Here is a 20,256-nt window from a genome sequence, read left to right as displayed (position 1 = left end):
TCCAGTTGCTAACACGTCTAAAATTAGCGATAATGGTAAGTGAGGATTCATTTAGAAGATCGAAATGTTGCGATAAGGGAGTGGGCGGATGAGGAAAAATGTGACGATTTCTCAGGTGGCGGAAAAAGCTGGGGTATCTAAGACGACGATTTCTCGTTTTTTAAATGGGCATTATGGCAATATGTCTAAAGAAACGAAAGAACGGATCGCGCAAACGATCGAAGAGTTGAAATACCGTCCGAATCGGCAGGCGCAAGCGTTGAAATCTAAGCGCAGTTATTTGATTGGAATCGTCGTAGCGGATATTTCAAATATGTATTCCTCTTTGTTGCTAAAAGGAATCGGAGAAGTTTTGGGGCAAGTTGAGTACCAGATGATTATTGTCGACGCGGCGAATTCTATTAAGCAGGAGAGAGCGTTACTAGAAAAGCTGATCGACCAGGGTGTTGAAGGCATTATTCTCCAAGCGTCTTCGCGCGATGCAGCTCAGTACAGCTTTTTAGAGGATGCACGTATTCCTGTGCTGTTGGTAGACCGGCAAACAGAGCCGCTCAAATGGCCATTGGTCGCATCAGATAATGTGACCTCCACTCAAAAGTTGATGGAAACAGTCTTGCAGAAAGGCTACGAAAAAATCGTTGTGGTAAGTGAACCATTAACGGATATCGTGACGCGCGAGTTGCGCTATCAAACGGTTAAAGAGTTGACAGAAGCTGCAGGCCGAGAATTGGTTTTGATCGAAACGACTTTTGAAGAAAGCTTAGCATCAAAAATTTTATCTTTAGTAAAAGAACCTAAAAAAACGCTTCTCTTTGCAACAAATGGGCGCGTTTTAATGGAATTGCTGACTATTTTGATCAATGAAAAGATTAGCATACCGGATGATATCGGCATCACGGGTTTTGATGATTGGAAATTAACAGCTTTGGTCGGTCCTGGGATCACCAGTATTGAGCAGCAAACCAGAGTGATTGGCGAGACGGCCGCTGAACAAATCATGAATATCATTCAGAACAACAAAACGGAAGTCGAAAGATATATTATTCCAGCCAAATTACAATGGCGTTATTCAGTATAAATTTTAAAATCATGAAGGAGCTTGGAGAATTGGTCTCGCAAGCTTTTTTATTTGCTTGAAAATGTAAGTTTCTTTTTTATATTTGAAAGCGCTTGACAATTTTAGTTAACCGGTTTACTATGTGTTTATGGAAACCGGTTAACTAATTGAAAGGATGGGTATGATGAAGAACAAACAACTCGTATTGAATCTATTGGTATTTGCTGAAAAAGTGCAGAAAGGCGCTGTTCAAAGCGAATTGATTGAAGAGGCAGTTGCTTTAGGGTTTAGAAAAATAGAAGTGCGCAGAGAATATTTTAAAGATTTAGCAAGCGAAAGGGCGGACATTAAAAAATTAGCGGAAGAATATGAGCTGGAGTTGTTTTACAGTGTGCCGGATGAAGTGTTCGTAGACGGGAATGTCAATCCTAAGTTAGGGGACTACTTATCAGAAGCCAAACAAATGAACATTAAGCACATCAAATGGAACATTGGTGATTTTGCTCATTTCAAAGGTGATGTAACTGAACTTAAGTCTTTGACGGAGCAAGGGATCGCAATCAATATTGAAAACGACCAAACGCAAACGTCTGGTACGATTTCTGCAATCGATACATTTATGCGTGCCGTTAAAGAAGCAGGGGTAAATATCGGTTATGTTTATGACCTTGGAAATTGGCGCTTTGTCGGCGAAAACGAAAAAGAAGCGGCTGAACAACTTGGAAAATATGTGCGCTACATCCACGTCAAAGATGTAACCTACCAAGATAACAAGCCGCAAGCGGCTGGGTTAGATCATGGTGAGATCGATTGGCGAGACATATTGACACTTTTACCAAAAGATGCACCGATCGCGATTGAATATCCTACTACCGAAAAGCAAGAAATTCTTGAAGCCAAAGCTTTGTTAGAGGAGGAATAATGATGTCTGAACAACAAATCAAAATCGATCCGGAAAAATTTGCTTATCACTTTATGGATTCAATTGAAAAACCGGATGTTTCAACTAAAGAAATGGAAGTTGCCGCAAAAGAATCCTTAGCTGCTTACTTGACAGCGTACTATCTTGCACAACGTTTCAACACATTAGAAAACAGTTTCTTTACCGAAGACAAACACCATAAAGTATCGACGTATCAAAAGATTTTAAGTGAATTGAATCAGTATTAGGGAGGTGACAAAGTATGAGTAGTATAATTGTAGGCGCTTTATTAGCCATAACGTTTCTGCTGTTTATCGTTTATGCCATGAGAGGGGGCAACTTAACAGTAGGCTTCTTCGTCATGGCGGTATTGTGGACGATCATTGGCATGGTGCCTTTTGATCAAGCAGTCAAAGAAATCTTTACCGATCCAGTACTGAATTATGGGAAGACAGCCGCCTATATCATTTTCGGTTCCTGGTTTGGTCGTGTTTTAGTGGACACAGGCATTGCAGGCAGTATCAGCCGGCGGACCGAAAAAATCGGGAAGAAGAGCCCAGTCCTAGCGACGATTTTGATTGCCCTGGTGGTGGCGTTGATCTTTACCAGTTCCTATGGTGTTGGTTCAGCGATTGCAGTCGGTGTGATTTTATTTCCGATTCTATTTTCAATCGGTGTTCCAAAGCCGATCGCAGTTTCCATTTTCACGATGTCGATTGGTGCTGCGATGTATGTCAACAACGTCTTATTCGTGCAATTCCAAGTGTTCTTCCCTGAAGTAGAATGGGGTCTCCATTACCAACGTTTTGGTTTTGTAGCCATGGGCGTTCAAATGATCGTCGTCCTTCTATTCATTTTGTTTAACGCCAAAAAGATCCGTCATGGGAAACCAGAGATCGTTGAAAGCGAAGAGTCAGAAGAAATTGCTGATGTACCGATGTGGACATACGTTTTGCCAGTCTTGCCGGTAGCGTTAAGCATTTTCGCAAAGTGGGATGCTGTTCCTGCCTTGCTGCTATCGATCATCATTGCGTTTGCAGCTACAGGAAATATGAAGAGCTACGCACGACTTGTGACGATGATGAATGAAACCGCTAAACATGCGATCAGTGACATTGCGGGACTTTTGATCATGTTATTTGTATTGACGATGTTCCAATCCGCTGCGATTCATGCGATGTCTGGATTCACGCCTATTTTCCAACAAGTGATTCCGAATAACAAATTGCTCTTAGTGATCATCATAGCGATCCTGGCGCCTTTATCCTATTTCCGCGGACCGTTGATGCTGTATGGTGCAGGAGCAGCTACTGCAGCGATCTTTGTTGGAACAGGAATGTTTGACCAATATTTCTTATACGGCTTACTCGTCGTACCGTCAATGATGGGGATCTCCTCTTGTATCACTCAATCTTGGAATTTATGGTCTGTTCAATACGCTAAAGTCGATACAAAGACCTTTTTACTCACAGGGTTGCCATGGGCATGGGGCGCGACTGTGATCAATCTGATTGCCGCTTATATTTTATTATAAAAACTACATTGGAGGAATGAATCATGAGTGCATTTTTAACCGTTGGAGAACCGATTGCTTTATTTGGATCAGAAGAAGTAGATAAGAGCTTGAAAGATGCTCGCCATTTTCAAAAGTTTTTAGCCGGTGCCGAAGTCAATGTGGCTGTTGGGGTTTCACGACTAGGACATACGACACAATACATCACATGCTTAGGGAAAGATCCTTTTGGTGCCTTTATTATTGATCAGTTGAACGAAAACAATATTGGTACGGATTACATCGAAGAAACGGAAGATTACTGGACGGCTTTTCAATTAAAAGACCGTGTCAGCACAGGCGACCCGAATATCTTTTATTTCCGCAAAGGTTCAGCTGCGGCTCATTTTAACCAAGCAATATTAGACCAGATTGATTTTTCTGATGTCAAATTTGCTCATTTATCAGGTATTTTCCCTGCGATTTCTAAAGAAGCTTTAGCAAGTTTCCGTTATTTGGTACAATTGTTGAAAGAGCACAACATTCGCACCACGTTTGACCCTAACTTGCGTCCTCAACTATGGGAAAGCCAAGAAGTAATGGTAGAGACGATCAATGAATTGGCTTCTCACGCTGAAATCATTTTACCGGGAATCAATGAAGGTGAGATTTTAATGGGTAGCCGCAATCCAGAAAAGATTGCTGATTTTTATTTACAAAATGGCGAAACGACCAAAACCGTGATCGTTAAGTTAGGGGAAGAAGGCGCCTATGTGAAACAAAAAGACGGTACAAGTTTCACGGTTCCAGGATTCAGTGTACCGGAAGTGGTGGATACAGTCGGGGCTGGAGATGGTTTTGCAGCAGGTTTGATCACAGCTTTGATGGAAGGTCAGTCCTTGGAAGAAGCTGTGACGAGAGCAAATGCAGTTGGGGCTTTAGCCGTTCAATCACCTGGCGACAGTGACGGTTACCCAACACCAGCAGAATTAGAAAACTATTTGCATGAACATAAGGTTGTGAAAAAATGAAGTTACAAACAGCGATTGATCGCGTATCGCTAGAGGATGCGGTTGCTATGGCAAAAGCCCTCAATGGCAAAATGGATATTCTTGAAATGGGCACTTCGTTGATCAAAGATTACGGCAATTTGGCCATTGAACAAATACGCCAAGTGCTAACAGAAACCGAATTGTTAGTGGATTTGAAGACGATCGATGAGGGAGCCTATGAGTTTCGGCAAGGGTACTTGCATGGCGGAGACATCTTGACGGTCATGGGAGCAGCTTCTTACGATACGTTGAAAGCTTGCTACGAGGTCAGTCAAGAAAAAGGCAAAACAATGATGATCGATTTACTAGAAGTCGACGAAAATAAAATTGAACAGATATTGGACTTTGACGAAGCTATTTTTTGCTTGCATCACTCGATCGATCGAAAAGACACATTGGATGCAACGGGTAGTGTGGCTGCATTTCACCAACGTTTCCCACAAGTAAAACGTATAGCTATTGCGGGCGGGATCGATTTACAGCAAGCGAAGGAATTAGCAGCGCAAGGGCTGACAGAAATAGTGATTGTCGGCTCGAAAATCACTAAAAGCTCAGAACCGGCTAAAACGGTAGAGATGTTTATGGAGGCGATTCACCAGTGAATACAATAGAAACCATTATGTCCGAAATTCAACAAGTCATGGACCTAGTTGATGAAAGTCAATTGGAAAAAGCCATGCCTTATCTGCAAAAAGATAAACGCATTTTTATCACAGGAGCTGGTAGAAGCGGTTTTCAAGCAAAAGGCTTTGCGATGCGGTTGATGCATATTGGCTACACGGATTATGTCATAGGCGAAACCATCACACCTTCGATCCAAAAAGGCGATACTTGGGTGGCCATTTCTGGCTCAGGGACAACAAAAGGAATCGTTTCTGACACTGAAAAAGCAAAAGAATTGGGATTGGATATTGTTGTGCTGACGAGCAACGCGGAATCACCATTAGCTCAGCTAGCCGATCAAGTGATCGTGGTACCGGGAGCAACGAAAACAGGAGCAGGTATCAAGTCAGTTCAACTCTTGTCTTCCTTATTCGACCAAACCGTCCATATCGTTCTCGATGCCTTAACCTTGAAACTCGCTCACCGCGACCAAACCTCAAACGAAGACGCTCTGCATGAGCACGTGAATGTGGAGTAGAAGATAAAACAGTTTAAAAAAAGCGGAAACGCAGCATTCAGAGCTGTACGTTTCCGCTTTTTCTATTCCATGATTCAATCATTGGTAAAAATTTTTTTAGTTTTCTGCTAGTTCTTCTTTGCTTAAACTGTTTTCATACACTTTAAAGAACGGATAGTAGATGAAAATACTTTAAATAATCAAGGCACAATAAAATAGCACGTTTCTAATATCCATTGTAGCGAGGTAAGCTTGTGCAAAGAAAGGCGTAAAGGAAGGGTCAATGATGTAACCCATCGAAATGATGCCTGTTAACTGAGCGTAATAGGTTAAAACCAAGTTGATGATTGGCGTTATTAAAAATGGAATAGCTAAGATAGGGTTGAACACGATCGGCAAGCCAAAGATAATCGGTTCGTTGATACCGCAGATACCAGGCACGATCGAAATTTTGCTTAAGGTTTTAAGATGAGGCAATTTGCTGCGCATCATCAAAATGATCAAGCCGAGTGTTCCGCCAGCTCCGCCTAGAACTGAAATTCTAAACATTTGCAAGTTCATGGCAACATCGGGTGCTTGTCCGTTTGCGACCAATTCGCTGTTGATTCCAGTATTGGCGATTCCGATCGAGAAAAGAATCGGGAAAATAATCGAGGAACCATTGATCCCAAACAACCATAAAAAGTTTCCGAATGTCACGATGGCGATAAAGCCCCATAGGTTTCCAGCAATGTCTAAAGCAGGAGTAAGCAGCATCATGATGAATTCTGGGAAGTTGCTGCCGGTCAACGCCATAATGATCAAGTTCGCACCATAAATCAAAATAATATTAAAGAGCAAAGGCAATAGTGAATTGACAAAAGCAGTGACCGCTGTTGGGACAGATCTGGCATGGTGATTTTCCAATTCAACCGGTCGATCAGGCGCGTCACTTCAACGACGATTAAACCAATGATGATGGCAACGAATAAACCATTTGTTCCAAGGAATTCAGTGGAGATTTGGCCTTCGACGCTATTGGCAGCGACCAACATGAAAATCGATACGGACATCATCCCATTCATGGCAGCATTCAATTGGTAATCGCGTGCCAGTGAATAGGCAATACCAAATGCACAGATCAAGCCGAAGATGCCCATCGTCATATTATAAGGCGCCGTTAAGGTATCATAATGTGCAACGGCAAATTCTTTCCAGCTCGCAAGGAATCGCACAAAAAAGTTTGCTGTTTCTGGATCGTATAATTCTAGATTGATGGGAGGGTTGGCAAAAATCAAGAACAAGGAACCCACCACGATGAACGGCAACCCGAACATCATCCCTGTAGAAATTGCTTTTAAATGAATTTGATTCCCCAATTTGCTTCCGATGGGGCTTAACACTCGATCTAATTTTTCTAGAAAAGTAGCATTCTTTTTCATGTCTCTTCTCCTTGTTTTTAAATTTGCCAGCTATTAAATTCAAATGCATTAGCTACAGTGTTGTTTGGATCATATTTCTTTAAGATTTCTGCATACTCTTCTTTATAATTGTTTGAAACTTCCATTTGTGGAATCACTTTGCTGGCTTCATTCAAGAAGTGGAAGGAGTCGCGTCCCATTTCCATCCCGCGTGTGGTGTGTTTGTCCAAAGCAAAGTCAGGAATCTCAGGAACGTAGCCCATTGCGAAGCTTTTAATGACGATATTTTTTAGCAAATCAGTTGAACGGTCTTTTTCTGATTCGGTTAAAACGCGAATGGCATGGAAGAAGAACATCGCACGGTCAGATTCATTGTAAGCAAATTCTTTCCGCATTTGGTTAAAGTTGTTGACCATAACGGCTGCATTCGGGTTACCCATTCCAATGTCTTCCACTGAAATCGCCAATAATCTGCGCCATAATTTTTCTTCAAATTGAGGGGAAGTGATGTACATTTCATAAGCAAACTCGCAAGCTTCTTTCGTTAAACCGCGTCGGATGCATTTTTGCAAACTAGAAATGACTTCGTCGCCGCTTAAGTTGTTGCGAGTGGTTGTTCTAGCCCAAGGATCGGCAATATATTTTTTTTCCATTTGAATCGTCTCCATTTCTTTTTCTTATGATATGATATTGAGGAAGAGGTGAAAAAATTGAATATCCAAAACTTAGCAAATAAATTTAACTTAAATGAAACGGAAAAAAGCATTCTGATATTTATTGAACGTCATGCGAAGGACATCAAAGAATTAGGGGTTCGCGGCGTTGCTAAGCAGTGTTATACTTCGCCGGCTACGATCGTGAACTTAGCCAAAAAGATGAACTTTTCTGGTTACAGCGAGCTCGTATTTAAAATGAAGGAAAACACTTTGCTAGAAGAAGTGGCTCATCCCGCTGAAGTGACCGCCTTGCCTTATTATCAAAAATTGTCTGAACGTTATGTGGATGAGTTCGAACAAATTTTAAACGATTATCAAGACAAAACGATCATGATCCTAGGTTCTGGATTTTCACAAATCATCGCGAATTATCTCAACGAGTCCCTCATTCTCAAAGGCTTTCGAAGTATTACAAATTCCCATCTAGAATTGATTGGGAAAGAATATGCCGGAGAAACCCTTTTAGTCGTGGTGACAGAGTCGGGCGAAACGGCTCGTTTGAAAGAACTGGTCAAGCAAGCCTATGACAATAGTGTCGACGTTTTGAGCTTTGTCGGAAACGCAAACTCGGGCATCGCAAACTATTCCAGATTATCTGTCGCCACTTATGATGACATCCAATTCTCCAGCACCCCTCATGAGCCTCATTTATTTTATGGTTCGATTTTACTAGTATTTGAACTGTTACTAAGCGCTTATTTAAAACGTTCAATCAGCTGATAAAATTATCATAACAGGATATGAAGCGTTATCGAATAAGGATAGCACGTTTTTAAACAGGTTCAAAAATGTAAAAACAAGTTCAAGATTGAGAAAAATCGGGTTGGTTCAAGTGGATAGAAGATGCAGGGTCAACAAAAATTTAATATTTATCAAGCATGCATTCTCGATTTGGGGTGCATGTTTTGTTGATTATTTCAGGAAATAGAGGGTATAGTTAAAGCAATAGATTTGAAGGAGATAGAAAGATGAGTGCATTCCTATTTGATGTTGATGATACGTTATACGATCAATTGTGGCCCTTTAGAAAAGCGTATGAGCGCTATTTTAAACACTATGATTTTATTCCGTTAGAAGAGTTGTTTCGATACAGTCGGAAATATAGTGATGAAGTTTTTGAGCAAACGGAGAAGGGTGAATTACCTTTGAGGGACATGCATATCTACCGTATGACAAAAGCTTTTGAGGTGTTTGATGTAAAAATAGAAAAGGAAGAAGCTTTAAACTTTCAGTATGCTTATGAAAACTTTCAACATCATATCCAGTTGCTTCCAGATATAGAAGAAACGTTTCATTATTGCAAAATGAACGACATCGAACTTGGTATCATCACCAATGGACCAGAAGCGCACCAAAAAAATAAAATAAAGCAGCTCGGTTTATCGAGATGGATAGAACCTGACCATGTTTTTATCTCTGGCGCGGAGAAAGCAGCGAAGCCTGATGAAAAAATTTTTAACATCGCAGAAAATAAGATGCACTTGACGAGCAAAGATACTTATTATGTTGGCGATTCTTTTGCAAATGATGTCGTTGGCGCAAAACATGCGGGATGGAAGGCTATTTGGATCAACACTAGAAACAAAAAAATGCCAGATTCCACCATCCAACCTGATCATATCGTGAACGAAGGCGACTCGTTGTCAAGACTAATCAAGAAAATAGTAAATGATCATAAAGGACAGTAGGATAGGAATGGTTGGTAGAAGGTGAAGAATTAACTGGAGAAAATGATGAGTGATGAATTTAGTTGAATGTAGAAAAAGTCAAAAGAAGCTGTGCATCATATATTTTCAATATAAACAGGAGTGGAGAACCACTCCTTAATGATCTGCTTTTTTTGAGTTGCTGCAAAACATTTCTTCCGTATCCTTTCCTTAGCATCTACCCTGTTATTCTAATAATTTTTTATGCATAAATAACGTCGCATCTCGATAATCGTAATAGACTTTAGAAAATGCTACTAGTTCGCCTTCTCTTAAATAGCTGTCGTCTCTGACAGTTAGAGAGGGCATATTTGTTTCTAAATGAAAGAACGTTGCATAAGATTCTGTCAGCAACTCACAACGAATGAATTTATCAATAAAGCCAACCGTTAAGCCTTTTTCTTTTGATAAGTAGTCAAACATCGACCCATACATCGCTTCTTCTGAGATTTCTCCAACGATTTCTGGTAAATAATAGGAGTGCTCGACTAGATAGGGCTTATTCTCCAATGTACGAAACCGTTCAATTTCAACGAACAGCTGGTCATCTGAAAATTGTTGGTTCCCAGGGGAAAAATCGATCTCAGAAAATGGAACTATGCGTTGAAAGGCACTCACTGTTTGGATACTTTTACCTTCCCGAGCAAGATCTTCTGTGAATCCCAAATCACTCTGATTGATCGAGTTGGTTTGATCATGGTGTTCATGGATGTATGAACCACGTCCTTGAATTTGATAGATATAACCATTCTTGCTTAGTTTGCCCAAAGCTTGCCGGAGAGCATACCGGGAGACATTATAGTAAGCCATCAATTTTCTTTCGCTCGGTAGCTTGCCATTTTTATCGGCCAATGTTTGTTTTTTGATTCGCTTAACGATATCTGCAGTCAATGAATCAATATCCCATTGCTTCTGCATATTTTCCGCTCCTTTTTTATTTTCTTCCAACTCAATTTGTCTTTATTGTACCTTAAAAAAGCATTTCGTTCTCTTTAATCTCAGCTGTTTGCTCTTTTTGGCATATTTTAATTATGCATATAAAAAATCCAGCTATCATAGCATCTTCATAGCTGGATTTTATTTGCAATTGGTATGTCCTTCTAAAGAGGAGTGTTAAGCCGCTTTTTGTTCATCTGCATATAATTTTTTATCATACATTTTTATGAATGGGAACCAAACTAAGAAAGCTACAAGTGCGCAAACCAGCGCAAGAACAAATGCGCGCCAATCGCCGCCTGATCCAATAAATCCTGAAAGTCCGATTGGTGTTGGCCAAGCGACTTGCGCGATCGGTGGATTAGCAAACCCTAAATTAATGGCAAAGTAAGCGACTGACATGGAAGCCATCGGTGCTAAGAAGAAGGGAATCGCAGTGTAGGGATTGTAAACGACAGGCATCCCAAATAAGATTGGTTCATTAATATTGAAGAAAGAGGGAACTATCGCTGCTTTTCCTAAAGCACTTAATTGCGCTGATTTCGCAAAGAAAGCAATAAAAATCACCATACCTAATGTTGCTCCAGAACCACCAATGGTAACAAAACTATTATTGAATTCTCCGGCAAAAGCAATATTGGCGCCATTTTGGTTTTCGACCATATTTGACAAAACGATCGGCGTCAAGAAAGAAGTCACGATCGTTGCACCATGAATCCCTACGATCCATAGGGCATGCATGAAGAAGTAAATAACGAGTAAGCCGACCCAGCTGCTGGTCAAATGGGAAACAAAACTAAATGGAATGGCGATCACTTTGAAAATATCCGTTCCCATAAAGACGAGCGCTCCGTTGATCACAATAACGATCAACGCAATCAAAGCAGTAGGGATCAATGCAGTAAATGAATTAGAAACACCGGTCGGAACGGTATCTGGCATTTTGATATAGATGTTTTTCTTTACACAAAATGCATAGACTTTTACGGCAATGATCGACATAATGATAGCGGTAAAAATACCGGTAGTTCCTAAACGAGTCACGCCACCCGCCATTTCCCAACCATCAATAATTTTTTGATCGTCTGAAATGACATTGACCATAGTTGCTACGCCGCCTTCAAAAACCAATTGTGGTAGACACATAAAGAAAGCCATCATCGATAACAAAGCACCATTGACTGAGCTTAGGGCAAGTTTTTCTTCTTGTGCTTGAATTTTTGTATATTCATAACCAAAGACGATACAAAAATATAAAGCTAAGATGCCCATTGTGGCCGTATTTCCCAACATATATAGATTCTGAATTTTATCAAATGAAGCACTCCAAATATTTGCCAGTGCAGGGAAACTTTGAGGTAAGACACTAATGATCAAAAACATTGAACCAACGATCGTAAAAGGAATAGACGCCATCCCGGCAGCCATAACCCCACGTACAATTCTGAATTGAGAGATTCTGCCCATGGGTCCCATCAAGTATTTATCTAAAAAGGTAAATAGTTTATTATTTTCTGACTCCATTTGTTTTTCCTCCTTTATTTTCAAACATCTCTAAGTATTTCAAATAACGATCTCGATCCTGCTCAATAAGCCAAATTTTACGTTGGACAAATAGACAGGCTAAAAGCCCAGCAGTGAATAAAAATAATAAAAGCGCCTTTCCAGACTGGCTCATAAACGGTACGAAAAGCATGTGCTGGTTAAATAGGGTGAGGATGATCCCTAAAGCATTTATGAATGACTGGATCCAATAGCCCATTTTAGTTAGGGTAAGTTGATTGGATTGCTGCCAGTATTTTTGCGTTTGTTCAAGCAGAACAAGGCCATCAATAATTAATAAACCAATCGGGATCCATCCGGCATAAGACCACCTTGACAGACTAAGAATAGCCCAATATAAATTTACGAAGAAAAAAAGCGCTGTCATATAACGGAATATCAAAAAACGATTAAAGCGCATATTCTTTTGGGCGAAATATTGCTTTTCTTCATTTGAGATAGATTTCCTTTCTAACATTTTCTATTCCTCCTTTCTGATGAGCGGTAGGTAATGTGGAAATTTCAATATAACTTGTTCGAACAAGTTATATTTTAGCACACTTTATTTTCATTGCAAACGGTTACTTTTTTTAAAATGCAAATAAAATTTTAGCATTTTATTCATTGAATGAGAGGAGTGGAGAGTCGCATGAACAAATGAATTTGTGTCTATTGATAAAGATGTATTCTTTCCATTTAGGAGTAGACAGAATAAAATCAAGTTCTGTCTGCTTGTGGTTCTAATTCTATTTAGGTAAGCAGGACGGACATTTCATGATGATTGGTCTATTTCATTCTATTTACTACTACAACGAACACAATAAATTGGAAGGGGCTACGTACAAAGTCTCATACACTCATGTTGCTTGATTGATAGCACAAAACCTTAGTGAAAAGATGCAAAGCGAGCGAAGCGTGGCTTTGCACCCTTAAAAGTCTTTTGACTTTCTTCCTATCATACCGGAACAAATGTGCTGCAAAACTAGGAGGCATTCTATCTTTTGAACGAGTTACAGATTTTACGTTCTAAACTTGATCACAGAAGTCTAGTCTGTGAACGAGTTGCAGGGTTTAATACTCTGGACTTGATCACAGGAGCCAAGTCTGTGAACGAGTTGCAGGTTTTCTGTTCTGAACTTGATCACAGGAGTCTAGTCTGTGAACGAGTCGCAGGTTTTCTGCTCTGAACTTGATCACAGGAGCCTAGTCTGTGAACGAGTTACAGATTTTACGTTCTAAACTTGATCACAGGAGCCTAGTCTGTGAACGAGTTGCAGGTTTTCTGTTCTAAACTTGATCACAGAAGCCTAGTCTGTGAACGAGTTGTAGATTTTCTGCTCTAAACTTGATCACAGAAGTCTAGTCTGTGAACGAGTTGCAGTACAAAAAAAGATTTATGCTGCTAAATGCAAGTTTTTAGATTCATTTGTTCGCGCAACTTAACCATCACGCAGTTTTGAAGTGATTCCATTCAAAAATGATAGAATTTATCTATTTGAAAACACGAACATTGAAAGTGAGTGAATGGTTAAAATTCGTTATTAACGTTGACTTCTCTTTAAAGGAGACTCTATAATAAGAAACGTGTTAATAAAACGAACAAAGGTGAGAGTAATGGAAAATATTGTTAAGGTTTTTAAGGGCACTGGCTTTTCTAGTCTATCTGCCCAAGAAATAGAAATATTAGAGAACCATCTCTTTTGCATAGATGGTAAGGGGATGATCGTTAAGCGTCTAGCGCCGTCTGATTCCTCCTATCAGTCCACCCTCCAAGCAGCAAAAGACGAACAAAAGCTGATTGAGCTAAAAGAAGGGCAGTATCTCTTGCCAGGATTTATTGATTTGCACATTCATGCTCCTCAATGGGCACAAAGCGGCACCGCGCTGGATATTCCTCTCTATCAATGGCTGAATACGTACACGTTCCCGTTGGAAGCTAAATTTGAAGATACGGCTTTTGCCAAAAAGGTCTATGCCCATTTGGTCGATACGTTACTAGCAAATGGCACCACAACGGGTCTGTATTTTGCCACGGTTCATGAAGAAGCGAGTTATTTGTTAGCGGATATTTGTGCGCGAAAAGGTCAACGCGGGCTCGTAGGCAAAGTGGTGATGGATGATGCCGAGCAGAATCCGGCTGATTATCGGGACGAAGATACTGAATCAGCGTTAGCAGATACGGAACGATTTATTCAACGGGTCAAAGCTTTGCAAGCTGAAACGGTCCAAGGGGTATATCCTGTGGTGACACCGCGTTTTGTGCCGTGCTGTACGGATGAAGCTTTAGCTGGTTTAGGAAAATTGGCTGAAAAGTATGATGTGCATGTGACCAGCCACTGCAGCGAAAGTGATTGGGAACATGGCTATGTCAAAGAGCGCTTTGGCAAACACGATACGCAAGTGTTGAATGACTTTGGTTTATTGAGAGATAAATCAGTCATGGCTCACTGCAACTTTTTGAGTGACGCAGATGCGGCGACTTTTAAAGAAACCGGAACTGCGATCGCTCATTGTCCGATCTCAAATGCTTATTTTGCAAACAGTGTGATCCCAATCAAGCAATTTCATGAACAGGGCGTTGAAGTGGGATTAGGTACGGATCTTTCTGGCGGTTACGACCCGAGTGTCTACTCAGCGATTCGCCAAGCCGTTATCTCTTCTCGTATGTTGGAAGATGGCGTGGACACGAAGAAAGCGCCTGAAGAACGCGGAACAGATCATTCTCGCATTACTGTGAAAGAAGCTTTTTATTTCGCTACAGTTGGCGGAGGAGAAAGTGTGCGTTTGCCGATCGGACGACTGGCAGAACAGTATGCCTTTGATGCGCAAGTGATCGACACGACTGTTGCTCAAGCTTCTATGCCGATTTTTGATGAAAATGAACCCTTAGAAGATATTTTCCAAAAGCTGCTTTATTTGACGAAACGTGAAAATATCGTCTCTGTATGGGTACAAGGAAAGCAAATCAACGAATAAAAAAGGAGAATCAGATACACCATGGAAACGACACAAGTGAATGGAACAGTCAAAACAGAGGAAACAGTGTCTTGGAAAAAAAGCTTATTGCTTGGATTGCAGCACTTACTAGCAATGGATGTTTATGTGGTACCTTTTATCGTTGCTTTAGCTGTGGGTTTTTCAGCTAGTCAATCGACCATCTTGATCCAATCGACTTTCATTGCTGCTGGGATTGCAACGATCATCCAATCCGGCCTGCTAATGAAAATGCCGGTCGCACAAGGCGCTTCGTTTATTCCGATTGGTGCGATTGCCGGTATCACTTTGGCTCACGGCGGCGGAATGGAAGGATGGGGCGCTGCAATGGGTGCCAGCTTTGTCTGTGCCGTTATCTTAACGTTGATAGGCTTTACCGGTTTATTCCACAAATTCATTGATTCATTTGTACCTTCGATCGTCGGCGGAACAATTATTTTCTGTGTGGGCTTATCTTTGATGCCGGCTGCTGTAAATGACAATATTTACAGCAGTGCGGTCGGTTCAATCGGTCAAAATATTTTCTTAGCGGTTTTTGCAGGAGCGGTGATGATCGGCTGTTCTATTCTAGGCAGCCATTCTCCTAAAGGCGGGCGGGTCTTCCGGGTAGCGTCAGTTATTATCGCGCTTTTTGCCGGCAGTATTTTAGCGGGTTTTATGGGCATGCTTGATTTAACGCCTGTTACTGAAGCAAAATGGTTCTCGATGCCGCAATTTATTTTCAAAGACTTTACTTTTACATTTGACTTTTCTGCAATCGTAACGATGCTGATCATTTACCTCGTGTTGATGTCTGAAACGATCGGCACTTGGTTAGCTGTGAGTAATGTCACCAAAACTCCGCTCAATAAAGATTACCTCAATCGCGGTGTGATCGGAGAAGGCTTAGGCTGCATGGCTGCCGCTCTTTTAGGAACAACTCCTGTCACAGGTTATTCTTCCAATGCGGGGATTATTACGATCACTGGTGTTGCCAGCCGTCGCGTTTTTATCGCTGCTGGCGGATTATTCGTTGTGTTTGGTTTATCAGGAAAACTATCGGCTATTATTTCGTCTATTCCTTCCTCTGTTATCGGTGGAGTATTTGCACTCATCTGTGGCGTTATTGCGATGAGCGGTTTCCAAGTTCTCAAGCAAAAGCAAATCGGACAAAAAGAAATTTATGTGATTTCTATTCCTATTTTATTGGTGATCGCTTTGACTTTCTTGCCAGCTGATTATTTGAGCACTTTGCCGATCATGATCCAATATCTTTTTGGTTCTCCTATCGCAATCGCCTCTTTAACAGCTATCATTTTAAATAAAGTATTGCCAGAAGATTAATAGATTGATGCATTGATAAACATCAAAAAAAGAGTATAAGGGATCGTCTTGATCCTTTTATACTCTTTTTTGTTCGTTGTCGTTAGTCTTTTCGCTGCTCAATTTCAGCAAGGATATCCATCGCTTTTTCATAATCTGGGTTAGGGCTGCCATCGAGGTTTTTATCTGAGATCTCAAAGCCTAGCTTTTGATATAGCCCAATGGCGATGTGGCTCCAAGTTTGGGTATGCAAATAAATAGGGGAGGTAACTTCCAACTCTTGCAGCAACTTTATCGTTCGCGTCATCATCGCTTTTGCCAAGCCTTTTCCTTGATAACCCGGTTTTACCGCTACCCAATGCACCAACGGATGACGTTTGCCATCGGGCGTATCTTTCCACCACGCTGAACACGTCGCAACTTTTTCTCCTGCATCATTTATGATGAATAGCATACGCTCTTTCAATGCTTGCGGAAAGGGCGCAAATTTTTCATTGAAATAGTCTATTGCTTTTGCTTCTTCATCAAACTCCGCGACCGCCGTTTCAATCGCTGCCCAATCACGTTCATCACCTTCTTGATAAAAGGCAAAGTGAAACCCTTCAGGCAACGCCTTTTCTTCTACCGGCCATTCCCGCTCTCGACACATCCAAATTTCTGCATAAGGAATCGTTTTATCTAACAAAAAATCACTCCTTTTTTCAAACTTCATTAACTTAATGTACCATTTTAAGGAAGGAAAGTTAAGGATTTCTATTTATTGAGAGATCTAAGGTTTGTCGCCATTTGAGCTAATTCATAGCTGAATCAAAAGGACTGCGCTATGATAGTAGGAGAAGTTAGCATTATTGGAGGAAGCAAGGATTGAAAAAGTATATTTTTAGAGCGTCAATCATATTTAATCTGGTTGTTATCGTGATAGGTGGGATCATTTTCTTTAAACAAGGTGGATGGGTGTATGTTGAAAATGGGCCAACAAAGGTTTTTGCAGATCAGCCACCTGTTAGTCCCATCGTCGAAATTAGGGATGAAAATTTGCAGTTAGTTGGAGAACACGACAAAGAAGTTGTCTTTGCAGGCGATAGCCATACGAATTATTTCGAATGGGGAGAGTACTTTGATGAATATTCAGTAGCCAATAGAGGTGTGGGAAGTGATACATCTGAAGGCTTGTTGCATCGCACTGAGCAAATCACTGCTTTACATCCTAAGAAAGTATTCCTTTTGATCGGCATCAACGATATCAAACAGGGTGTTCCAGTTGAAACGATCGAACAGAACTATAAGAAAATCATTCAAACGTTGAAGAAAAATGATCCAAATGTTCAAATTTATGTACAGAGCGTTTTCCCTGTAGCCGGGGATTTATTTGAAAATAATTATTTCAAACGGAGCGAACCGATAAACGAAGCCGTTGCACACTTGAATAGAAAGCTTTCTCAATTGGAAGGTGTAACTTATCTGGATATTGCTGCTAAGTTTGGTCCTGAATTATCGGAAGAATATTCAGTTGATGGGTTGCATTTGAACAAAGCAGGCTATGAAGTTTGGCTGAACGAGATCGAGAAGTACGTGAAAAAGTAAATGAATCAACAACGAATTTTTTTGGAATTTAGTTGATCGTCATAACTGAATCGCAAATGAACATACAAAAAGCTGTCTCCTCATCTAAAGGAAACAGCTTTTTTAGATCAAATAGTTTATTCTGTACTTTTTACATGTGTTAATGACTAACTCAAATTGGTCTTGATGTGTGAGTTAGTCATTAAGTCTAGTTATTTACCAACTCAAACGAAATGTGCTGCTCGAGTTAGTCATTAAACCGAGTTATTTACCAACTCAAACGGAATGTGTTGCTCGAGTTGGTCATTAAACCAAGTTATTGACAAGCTCAAACGGAAAGTACTACTCGAGTTGGTCATTAAACCAAGTTATTGACAAGCTCAAACGGAAAGTACTACTCGAGTTGGTCATTAAGCCTAGTTATTGACAAACTCAAACGGAAAGTACTACTCGAGTTGGTCATTAAACTGAGTTATTTACCAACTCAAACGGAATGTGCTGCTCGAGTTGGTCATTAGGCTGCTGATTTGCTGAACAGATATCCATTTTGTCAATGTAAAGCAAACCTTTACCAACCCAATCTAGATAATTTGTTGGCTTTACTTTATAATGGAGTTAGTTTGAAACAAGATAATGAAGGAGACAATTACATGATCGATTTGCATTGCCATATTTTGCCGGGCATCGATGACGGGGCAAAAACGATAGAAGATTCAGTTGATATGGCACGAAAAGCTGTGGCAGAGGGCATTACTCACATTTTAGCTACGCCGCATTATAAAAATGGTCATTGGGACAATGAAAAGCCAGAAATTTTAGCGTTAGTCGATGAGTTGCAGGATGAATTGGATGCGAGAGATATTTCATTAACAATTTTTCCTGGACAGGAAGTTCGGATCAACGGTGAATTTTTTGATGATATGGAGCAGGGAAAGGTTCAATTTATTGATGAAGGCAATCAATATGTTTTGATCGAGTTTCCAACGCCGACTATTCCAGAATATGCGGAATCATTATTTTTTGAAATGCAAAGGGAAGGAATCACGCCGGTCATTGTGCATCCAGAGCGCAACCATGCCATCTTGAAAGATCCTGACAAATTGCTGAACTTTGTTGAAAAAGGAGCTTTAGCGCAATTGACGGCTGCCAGTTATACGGGCGGATTTGGCAAAGATATCCAAAAACTCAGCAAGCAATTGATCGAGGCGGACTTGGTACATTTTCTTGCTTCAGATGCGCATAATATCGGTTCACGTTCTTTCCATATGAAAGAGGCATATCAGAAGTTGTCAAAAGAATTTGGCAAAGAAAAAGTCGCAGCATACCAGCAAGTCACGAAGGATTTGGTGAATGGTGATCCTATTTTTCCGCCGACACCTACCAAAGTGAAGCGGTCTAAGTTTTTAGGGCTATTTTAGCGCGCAAAGGTAAATTGATTCAAAAGTCTTTTTATTTGTTATATAATAAAGTAAGTGCTTTATCTGTCAGAAATTTGGAAAGATAGCTGAGGCGCTTATCATTACATACTTGGAGGCTATAACGAGATGAAAAAAGTCAGAAAAGCTGTCATTCCAGCAGCTGGTTTAGGAACGCGTTTTTTACCAGCAACAAAAGCTATGGCAAAGGAAATGCTGCCAATCGTTGACAAACCAACGATTCAATTTATCGTTGAAGAAGCATTGGATTCAGGCATTGAAGAAATTTTAGTTGTCACTGGTAAAAGCAAACGGTCCATTGAAGACCATTTTGATGCCAACTTTGAATTGGAAGAAAATTTAAGAGAAAAAAATAAAACTGAGATGCTGAAGATGGTCGAAAAAACGACCAAAATGAAATTGCATTTTGTGCGCCAGTCTTATCCAAAAGGCTTAGGCGACGCCGTTTTGCATGCCAAAGCATTTGTAGGCGATGAACCGTTTGTTGTTATGTTGGGCGACGATTTGATGGAAGACAAGGTTCCGTTGACGAAGCAATTGATCAATGAATATAACAAAAATGCTGCTTCAACGATCGCTGTCATGGAAGTGCCGCATGAAGATACGTCTAAGTATGGGATCATTGATGTTGCAAACCAATTGGATGACCAATTATATGGTGTGCGGAATTTTGTTGAAAAACCCGATCCAAAAGATGCGCCAAGCAACTTGGCAATCATTGGACGCTACTTGTTGACGCCTGAGATTTTTGATATCTTAGAACACCAAGAACCAGGTGCAGGCGGCGAAATCCAATTGACTGATGCAATCGACACATTGAACAAAACACAACGCGTCTTCGCCCATGAATTCAAAGGCAAACGTTATGACGTCGGCGACAAATTCGGCTTCATGAAAACCAGCATCCAGTACGGTTTGGTTCATCCGCAGATCAAAGATGAATTGAAAGAATACATTATTGGTCTTGGGGAAGAGTTGAAATAAAAGTAAATACATTTTCAAAGTACTAGGAGAAAGC

Annotated in this window: 19 protein-coding genes and 1 pseudogene; 14 read left to right on the top strand and 6 right to left on the bottom strand. The window is 40.6% G+C overall.

Annotated elements, in window-relative coordinates:
- Positions 1 to 88 precede the first annotated feature (88 nt).
- The 7 genes from BM057_RS01515 (at position 89) to hxlB (ending at position 5,664) form a co-directional block, all read left to right on the top strand.
- Positions 89 to 1,078, top strand: coding sequence for a LacI family DNA-binding transcriptional regulator (locus tag BM057_RS01515; RefSeq protein WP_092090987.1), 990 nt, complete (start codon positions 89 to 91; stop codon positions 1,076 to 1,078).
- Between the two features lie 163 nt (positions 1,079 to 1,241).
- The gene (locus BM057_RS01510) at positions 1,242 to 1,979 is read left to right on the top strand and encodes a sugar phosphate isomerase/epimerase family protein (protein ID WP_092090985.1); all 738 of its coding nucleotides are present in this window, start codon (positions 1,242 to 1,244) and stop codon (positions 1,977 to 1,979) included.
- Positions 1,980 to 1,981: 2 nt separating this feature from the next.
- Positions 1,982 to 2,227 carry a hypothetical protein gene (locus tag BM057_RS01505; protein WP_092090983.1) on the top strand — a complete coding sequence of 82 codons (246 nt, stop codon included), beginning with the start codon at positions 1,982 to 1,984 and terminating at the stop codon, positions 2,225 to 2,227.
- A gap of 14 nt (positions 2,228 to 2,241) precedes the next feature.
- On the top strand, positions 2,242 to 3,513 hold the full coding sequence (locus BM057_RS01500; RefSeq protein WP_092090981.1) for a gluconate:proton symporter: 1,272 nt from the start codon (positions 2,242 to 2,244) through the stop codon (positions 3,511 to 3,513).
- Between the two features lie 23 nt (positions 3,514 to 3,536).
- Positions 3,537 to 4,502: a sugar kinase gene (locus BM057_RS01495; protein WP_092090979.1), complete on the top strand. Its 966-nt coding sequence runs from the start codon at positions 3,537 to 3,539 to the stop codon at positions 4,500 to 4,502.
- A complete protein-coding gene (locus tag BM057_RS01490; RefSeq protein ID WP_092090978.1) occupies positions 4,499 to 5,125 on the top strand; it encodes an orotidine 5'-phosphate decarboxylase / HUMPS family protein in 627 nt (208 codons plus the stop codon). Before BM057_RS01495 ends, BM057_RS01490 begins: the two co-directional genes overlap by 4 nt.
- Entirely contained in the window at positions 5,122 to 5,664 is a 543-nt protein-coding gene (hxlB, locus tag BM057_RS01485; RefSeq protein ID WP_092090976.1) for a 6-phospho-3-hexuloisomerase, read from the top strand. The genes BM057_RS01490 and hxlB overlap by 4 nt, the downstream gene beginning before the upstream one ends.
- Before the next feature lie 174 nt (positions 5,665 to 5,838).
- On the opposite strand, the pseudogene BM057_RS01480 reads toward hxlB, so the two are convergent.
- Together BM057_RS01480 and BM057_RS01475 are read right to left on the bottom strand one after the other, a co-directional pair.
- A pseudogene (locus BM057_RS01480) lies at positions 5,839 to 7,064 on the bottom strand (PTS sugar transporter subunit IIC); the annotation flags it as partial.
- A 17-nt stretch (positions 7,065 to 7,081) separates the two neighbouring features.
- Entirely contained in the window at positions 7,082 to 7,696 is a 615-nt protein-coding gene (locus BM057_RS01475) for an AAA family ATPase (RefSeq protein WP_092090974.1), read from the bottom strand.
- 48 nt (positions 7,697 to 7,744) lie between these two features.
- On the opposite strand from BM057_RS01475, the gene BM057_RS01470 reads away from it, so the two are divergent.
- A complete protein-coding gene (locus BM057_RS01470; RefSeq protein WP_177186142.1) occupies positions 7,745 to 8,479 on the top strand; it encodes a MurR/RpiR family transcriptional regulator in 735 nt (244 codons plus the stop codon).
- 248 nt (positions 8,480 to 8,727) lie between these two features.
- Complete coding sequence (locus tag BM057_RS01465) at positions 8,728 to 9,447, top strand: HAD family hydrolase (RefSeq protein ID WP_092090970.1); 720 nt, start codon at positions 8,728 to 8,730, stop codon at positions 9,445 to 9,447.
- Between the two features lie 204 nt (positions 9,448 to 9,651).
- Here BM057_RS01465 and BM057_RS01460 read toward each other — a convergent pair whose 3' ends face one another.
- The 3 genes from BM057_RS01460 to BM057_RS01450 all read right to left on the bottom strand — a co-directional run bounded on the left by BM057_RS01460 (position 9,652) and on the right by BM057_RS01450 (position 12,421).
- Positions 9,652 to 10,383 (bottom strand): GntR family transcriptional regulator, encoded by a 732-nt coding sequence (locus BM057_RS01460; protein ID WP_092090968.1) that lies wholly within the window; start codon positions 10,381 to 10,383, stop codon positions 9,652 to 9,654.
- Positions 10,384 to 10,578: 195 nt separating this feature from the next.
- Positions 10,579 to 11,925, bottom strand: a complete 1,347-nt coding sequence (celB, locus tag BM057_RS01455) for a PTS cellobiose transporter subunit IIC (protein WP_092090966.1) — start codon at positions 11,923 to 11,925, stop codon at positions 10,579 to 10,581.
- Positions 11,909 to 12,421 carry a hypothetical protein gene (locus BM057_RS01450; RefSeq protein WP_092090964.1) on the bottom strand — a complete coding sequence of 171 codons (513 nt, stop codon included), beginning with the start codon at positions 12,419 to 12,421 and terminating at the stop codon, positions 11,909 to 11,911. Before BM057_RS01450 ends, celB begins: the two co-directional genes overlap by 17 nt.
- A gap of 1,136 nt (positions 12,422 to 13,557) precedes the next feature.
- Between BM057_RS01450 and guaD the strand changes: the two genes are divergently transcribed.
- Both guaD and BM057_RS01435 read left to right on the top strand, forming a co-directional pair.
- Positions 13,558 to 14,919, top strand: a complete 1,362-nt coding sequence (gene guaD, locus BM057_RS01440) for a guanine deaminase (RefSeq protein WP_092090959.1) — start codon at positions 13,558 to 13,560, stop codon at positions 14,917 to 14,919.
- Positions 14,920 to 14,940: 21 nt separating this feature from the next.
- On the top strand, positions 14,941 to 16,260 hold the full coding sequence (locus BM057_RS01435) for a uracil-xanthine permease family protein (protein ID WP_092090957.1): 1,320 nt from the start codon (positions 14,941 to 14,943) through the stop codon (positions 16,258 to 16,260).
- Between the two features lie 82 nt (positions 16,261 to 16,342).
- Here BM057_RS01435 and BM057_RS01430 read toward each other — a convergent pair whose 3' ends face one another.
- Positions 16,343 to 16,924 (bottom strand): GNAT family N-acetyltransferase, encoded by a 582-nt coding sequence (locus BM057_RS01430; protein ID WP_092090955.1) that lies wholly within the window; start codon positions 16,922 to 16,924, stop codon positions 16,343 to 16,345.
- Positions 16,925 to 17,103: 179 nt separating this feature from the next.
- Here BM057_RS01430 and BM057_RS01425 point away from each other — a divergent pair, with 179 nt between their 5' ends.
- The 3 genes from BM057_RS01425 to galU all read left to right on the top strand — a co-directional run bounded on the left by BM057_RS01425 (position 17,104) and on the right by galU (position 20,222).
- On the top strand, positions 17,104 to 17,823 hold the full coding sequence (locus BM057_RS01425) for a GDSL-type esterase/lipase family protein (RefSeq protein WP_092090953.1): 720 nt from the start codon (positions 17,104 to 17,106) through the stop codon (positions 17,821 to 17,823).
- Positions 17,824 to 18,452: 629 nt separating this feature from the next.
- On the top strand, positions 18,453 to 19,220 hold the full coding sequence (locus BM057_RS01420; protein ID WP_092090951.1) for a tyrosine-protein phosphatase: 768 nt from the start codon (positions 18,453 to 18,455) through the stop codon (positions 19,218 to 19,220).
- 126 nt (positions 19,221 to 19,346) lie between these two features.
- On the top strand, positions 19,347 to 20,222 hold the full coding sequence (gene galU, locus BM057_RS01415; protein WP_092090949.1) for a UTP--glucose-1-phosphate uridylyltransferase GalU: 876 nt from the start codon (positions 19,347 to 19,349) through the stop codon (positions 20,220 to 20,222).
- Positions 20,223 to 20,256 lie beyond the last annotated feature (34 nt).

It is taken from the genome of Pisciglobus halotolerans, assembly GCF_900113675.1.
Classification (GTDB): Bacteria; Bacillota; Bacilli; order Lactobacillales; family Carnobacteriaceae; genus Pisciglobus; species Pisciglobus halotolerans.
Note: the sequence above shows the minus strand (reverse complement) of the source record. Positions and strands in the feature narration are given on the sequence as shown.

Excerpts from the sequence above, each read along its gene's own strand:
- BM057_RS01515 (WP_092090987.1), top strand. The coding sequence starts at position 89 with ATGAGGAAAAATGTGACGATTTCTCAGGTGGCGGAAAAAGCTGGGGTA.
- BM057_RS01510 (WP_092090985.1), top strand. The coding sequence starts at position 1,242 with ATGAAGAACAAACAACTCGTATTGAATCTATTGGTATTTGCTGAAAAA.
- BM057_RS01505 (WP_092090983.1), top strand. The coding sequence starts at position 1,982 with ATGTCTGAACAACAAATCAAAATCGATCCGGAAAAATTTGCTTATCAC.
- BM057_RS01500 (WP_092090981.1), top strand. The coding sequence starts at position 2,242 with ATGAGTAGTATAATTGTAGGCGCTTTATTAGCCATAACGTTTCTGCTG.
- BM057_RS01495 (WP_092090979.1), top strand. The coding sequence starts at position 3,537 with ATGAGTGCATTTTTAACCGTTGGAGAACCGATTGCTTTATTTGGATCA.
- BM057_RS01490 (WP_092090978.1), top strand. The coding sequence starts at position 4,499 with ATGAAGTTACAAACAGCGATTGATCGCGTATCGCTAGAGGATGCGGTT.
- BM057_RS01475 (WP_092090974.1), bottom strand. The coding sequence starts at position 7,696 with ATGGAAAAAAAATATATTGCCGATCCTTGGGCTAGAACAACCACTCGC.
- BM057_RS01465 (WP_092090970.1), top strand. The coding sequence starts at position 8,728 with ATGAGTGCATTCCTATTTGATGTTGATGATACGTTATACGATCAATTG.
- BM057_RS01460 (WP_092090968.1), bottom strand. The coding sequence starts at position 10,383 with ATGCAGAAGCAATGGGATATTGATTCATTGACTGCAGATATCGTTAAG.
- celB (WP_092090966.1), bottom strand. The coding sequence starts at position 11,925 with ATGGAGTCAGAAAATAATAAACTATTTACCTTTTTAGATAAATACTTG.
- BM057_RS01450 (WP_092090964.1), bottom strand. The coding sequence starts at position 12,421 with ATGTTAGAAAGGAAATCTATCTCAAATGAAGAAAAGCAATATTTCGCC.
- guaD (WP_092090959.1), top strand. The coding sequence starts at position 13,558 with ATGGAAAATATTGTTAAGGTTTTTAAGGGCACTGGCTTTTCTAGTCTA.
- BM057_RS01435 (WP_092090957.1), top strand. The coding sequence starts at position 14,941 with ATGGAAACGACACAAGTGAATGGAACAGTCAAAACAGAGGAAACAGTG.
- BM057_RS01420 (WP_092090951.1), top strand. The coding sequence starts at position 18,453 with ATGATCGATTTGCATTGCCATATTTTGCCGGGCATCGATGACGGGGCA.
- galU (WP_092090949.1), top strand. The coding sequence starts at position 19,347 with ATGAAAAAAGTCAGAAAAGCTGTCATTCCAGCAGCTGGTTTAGGAACG.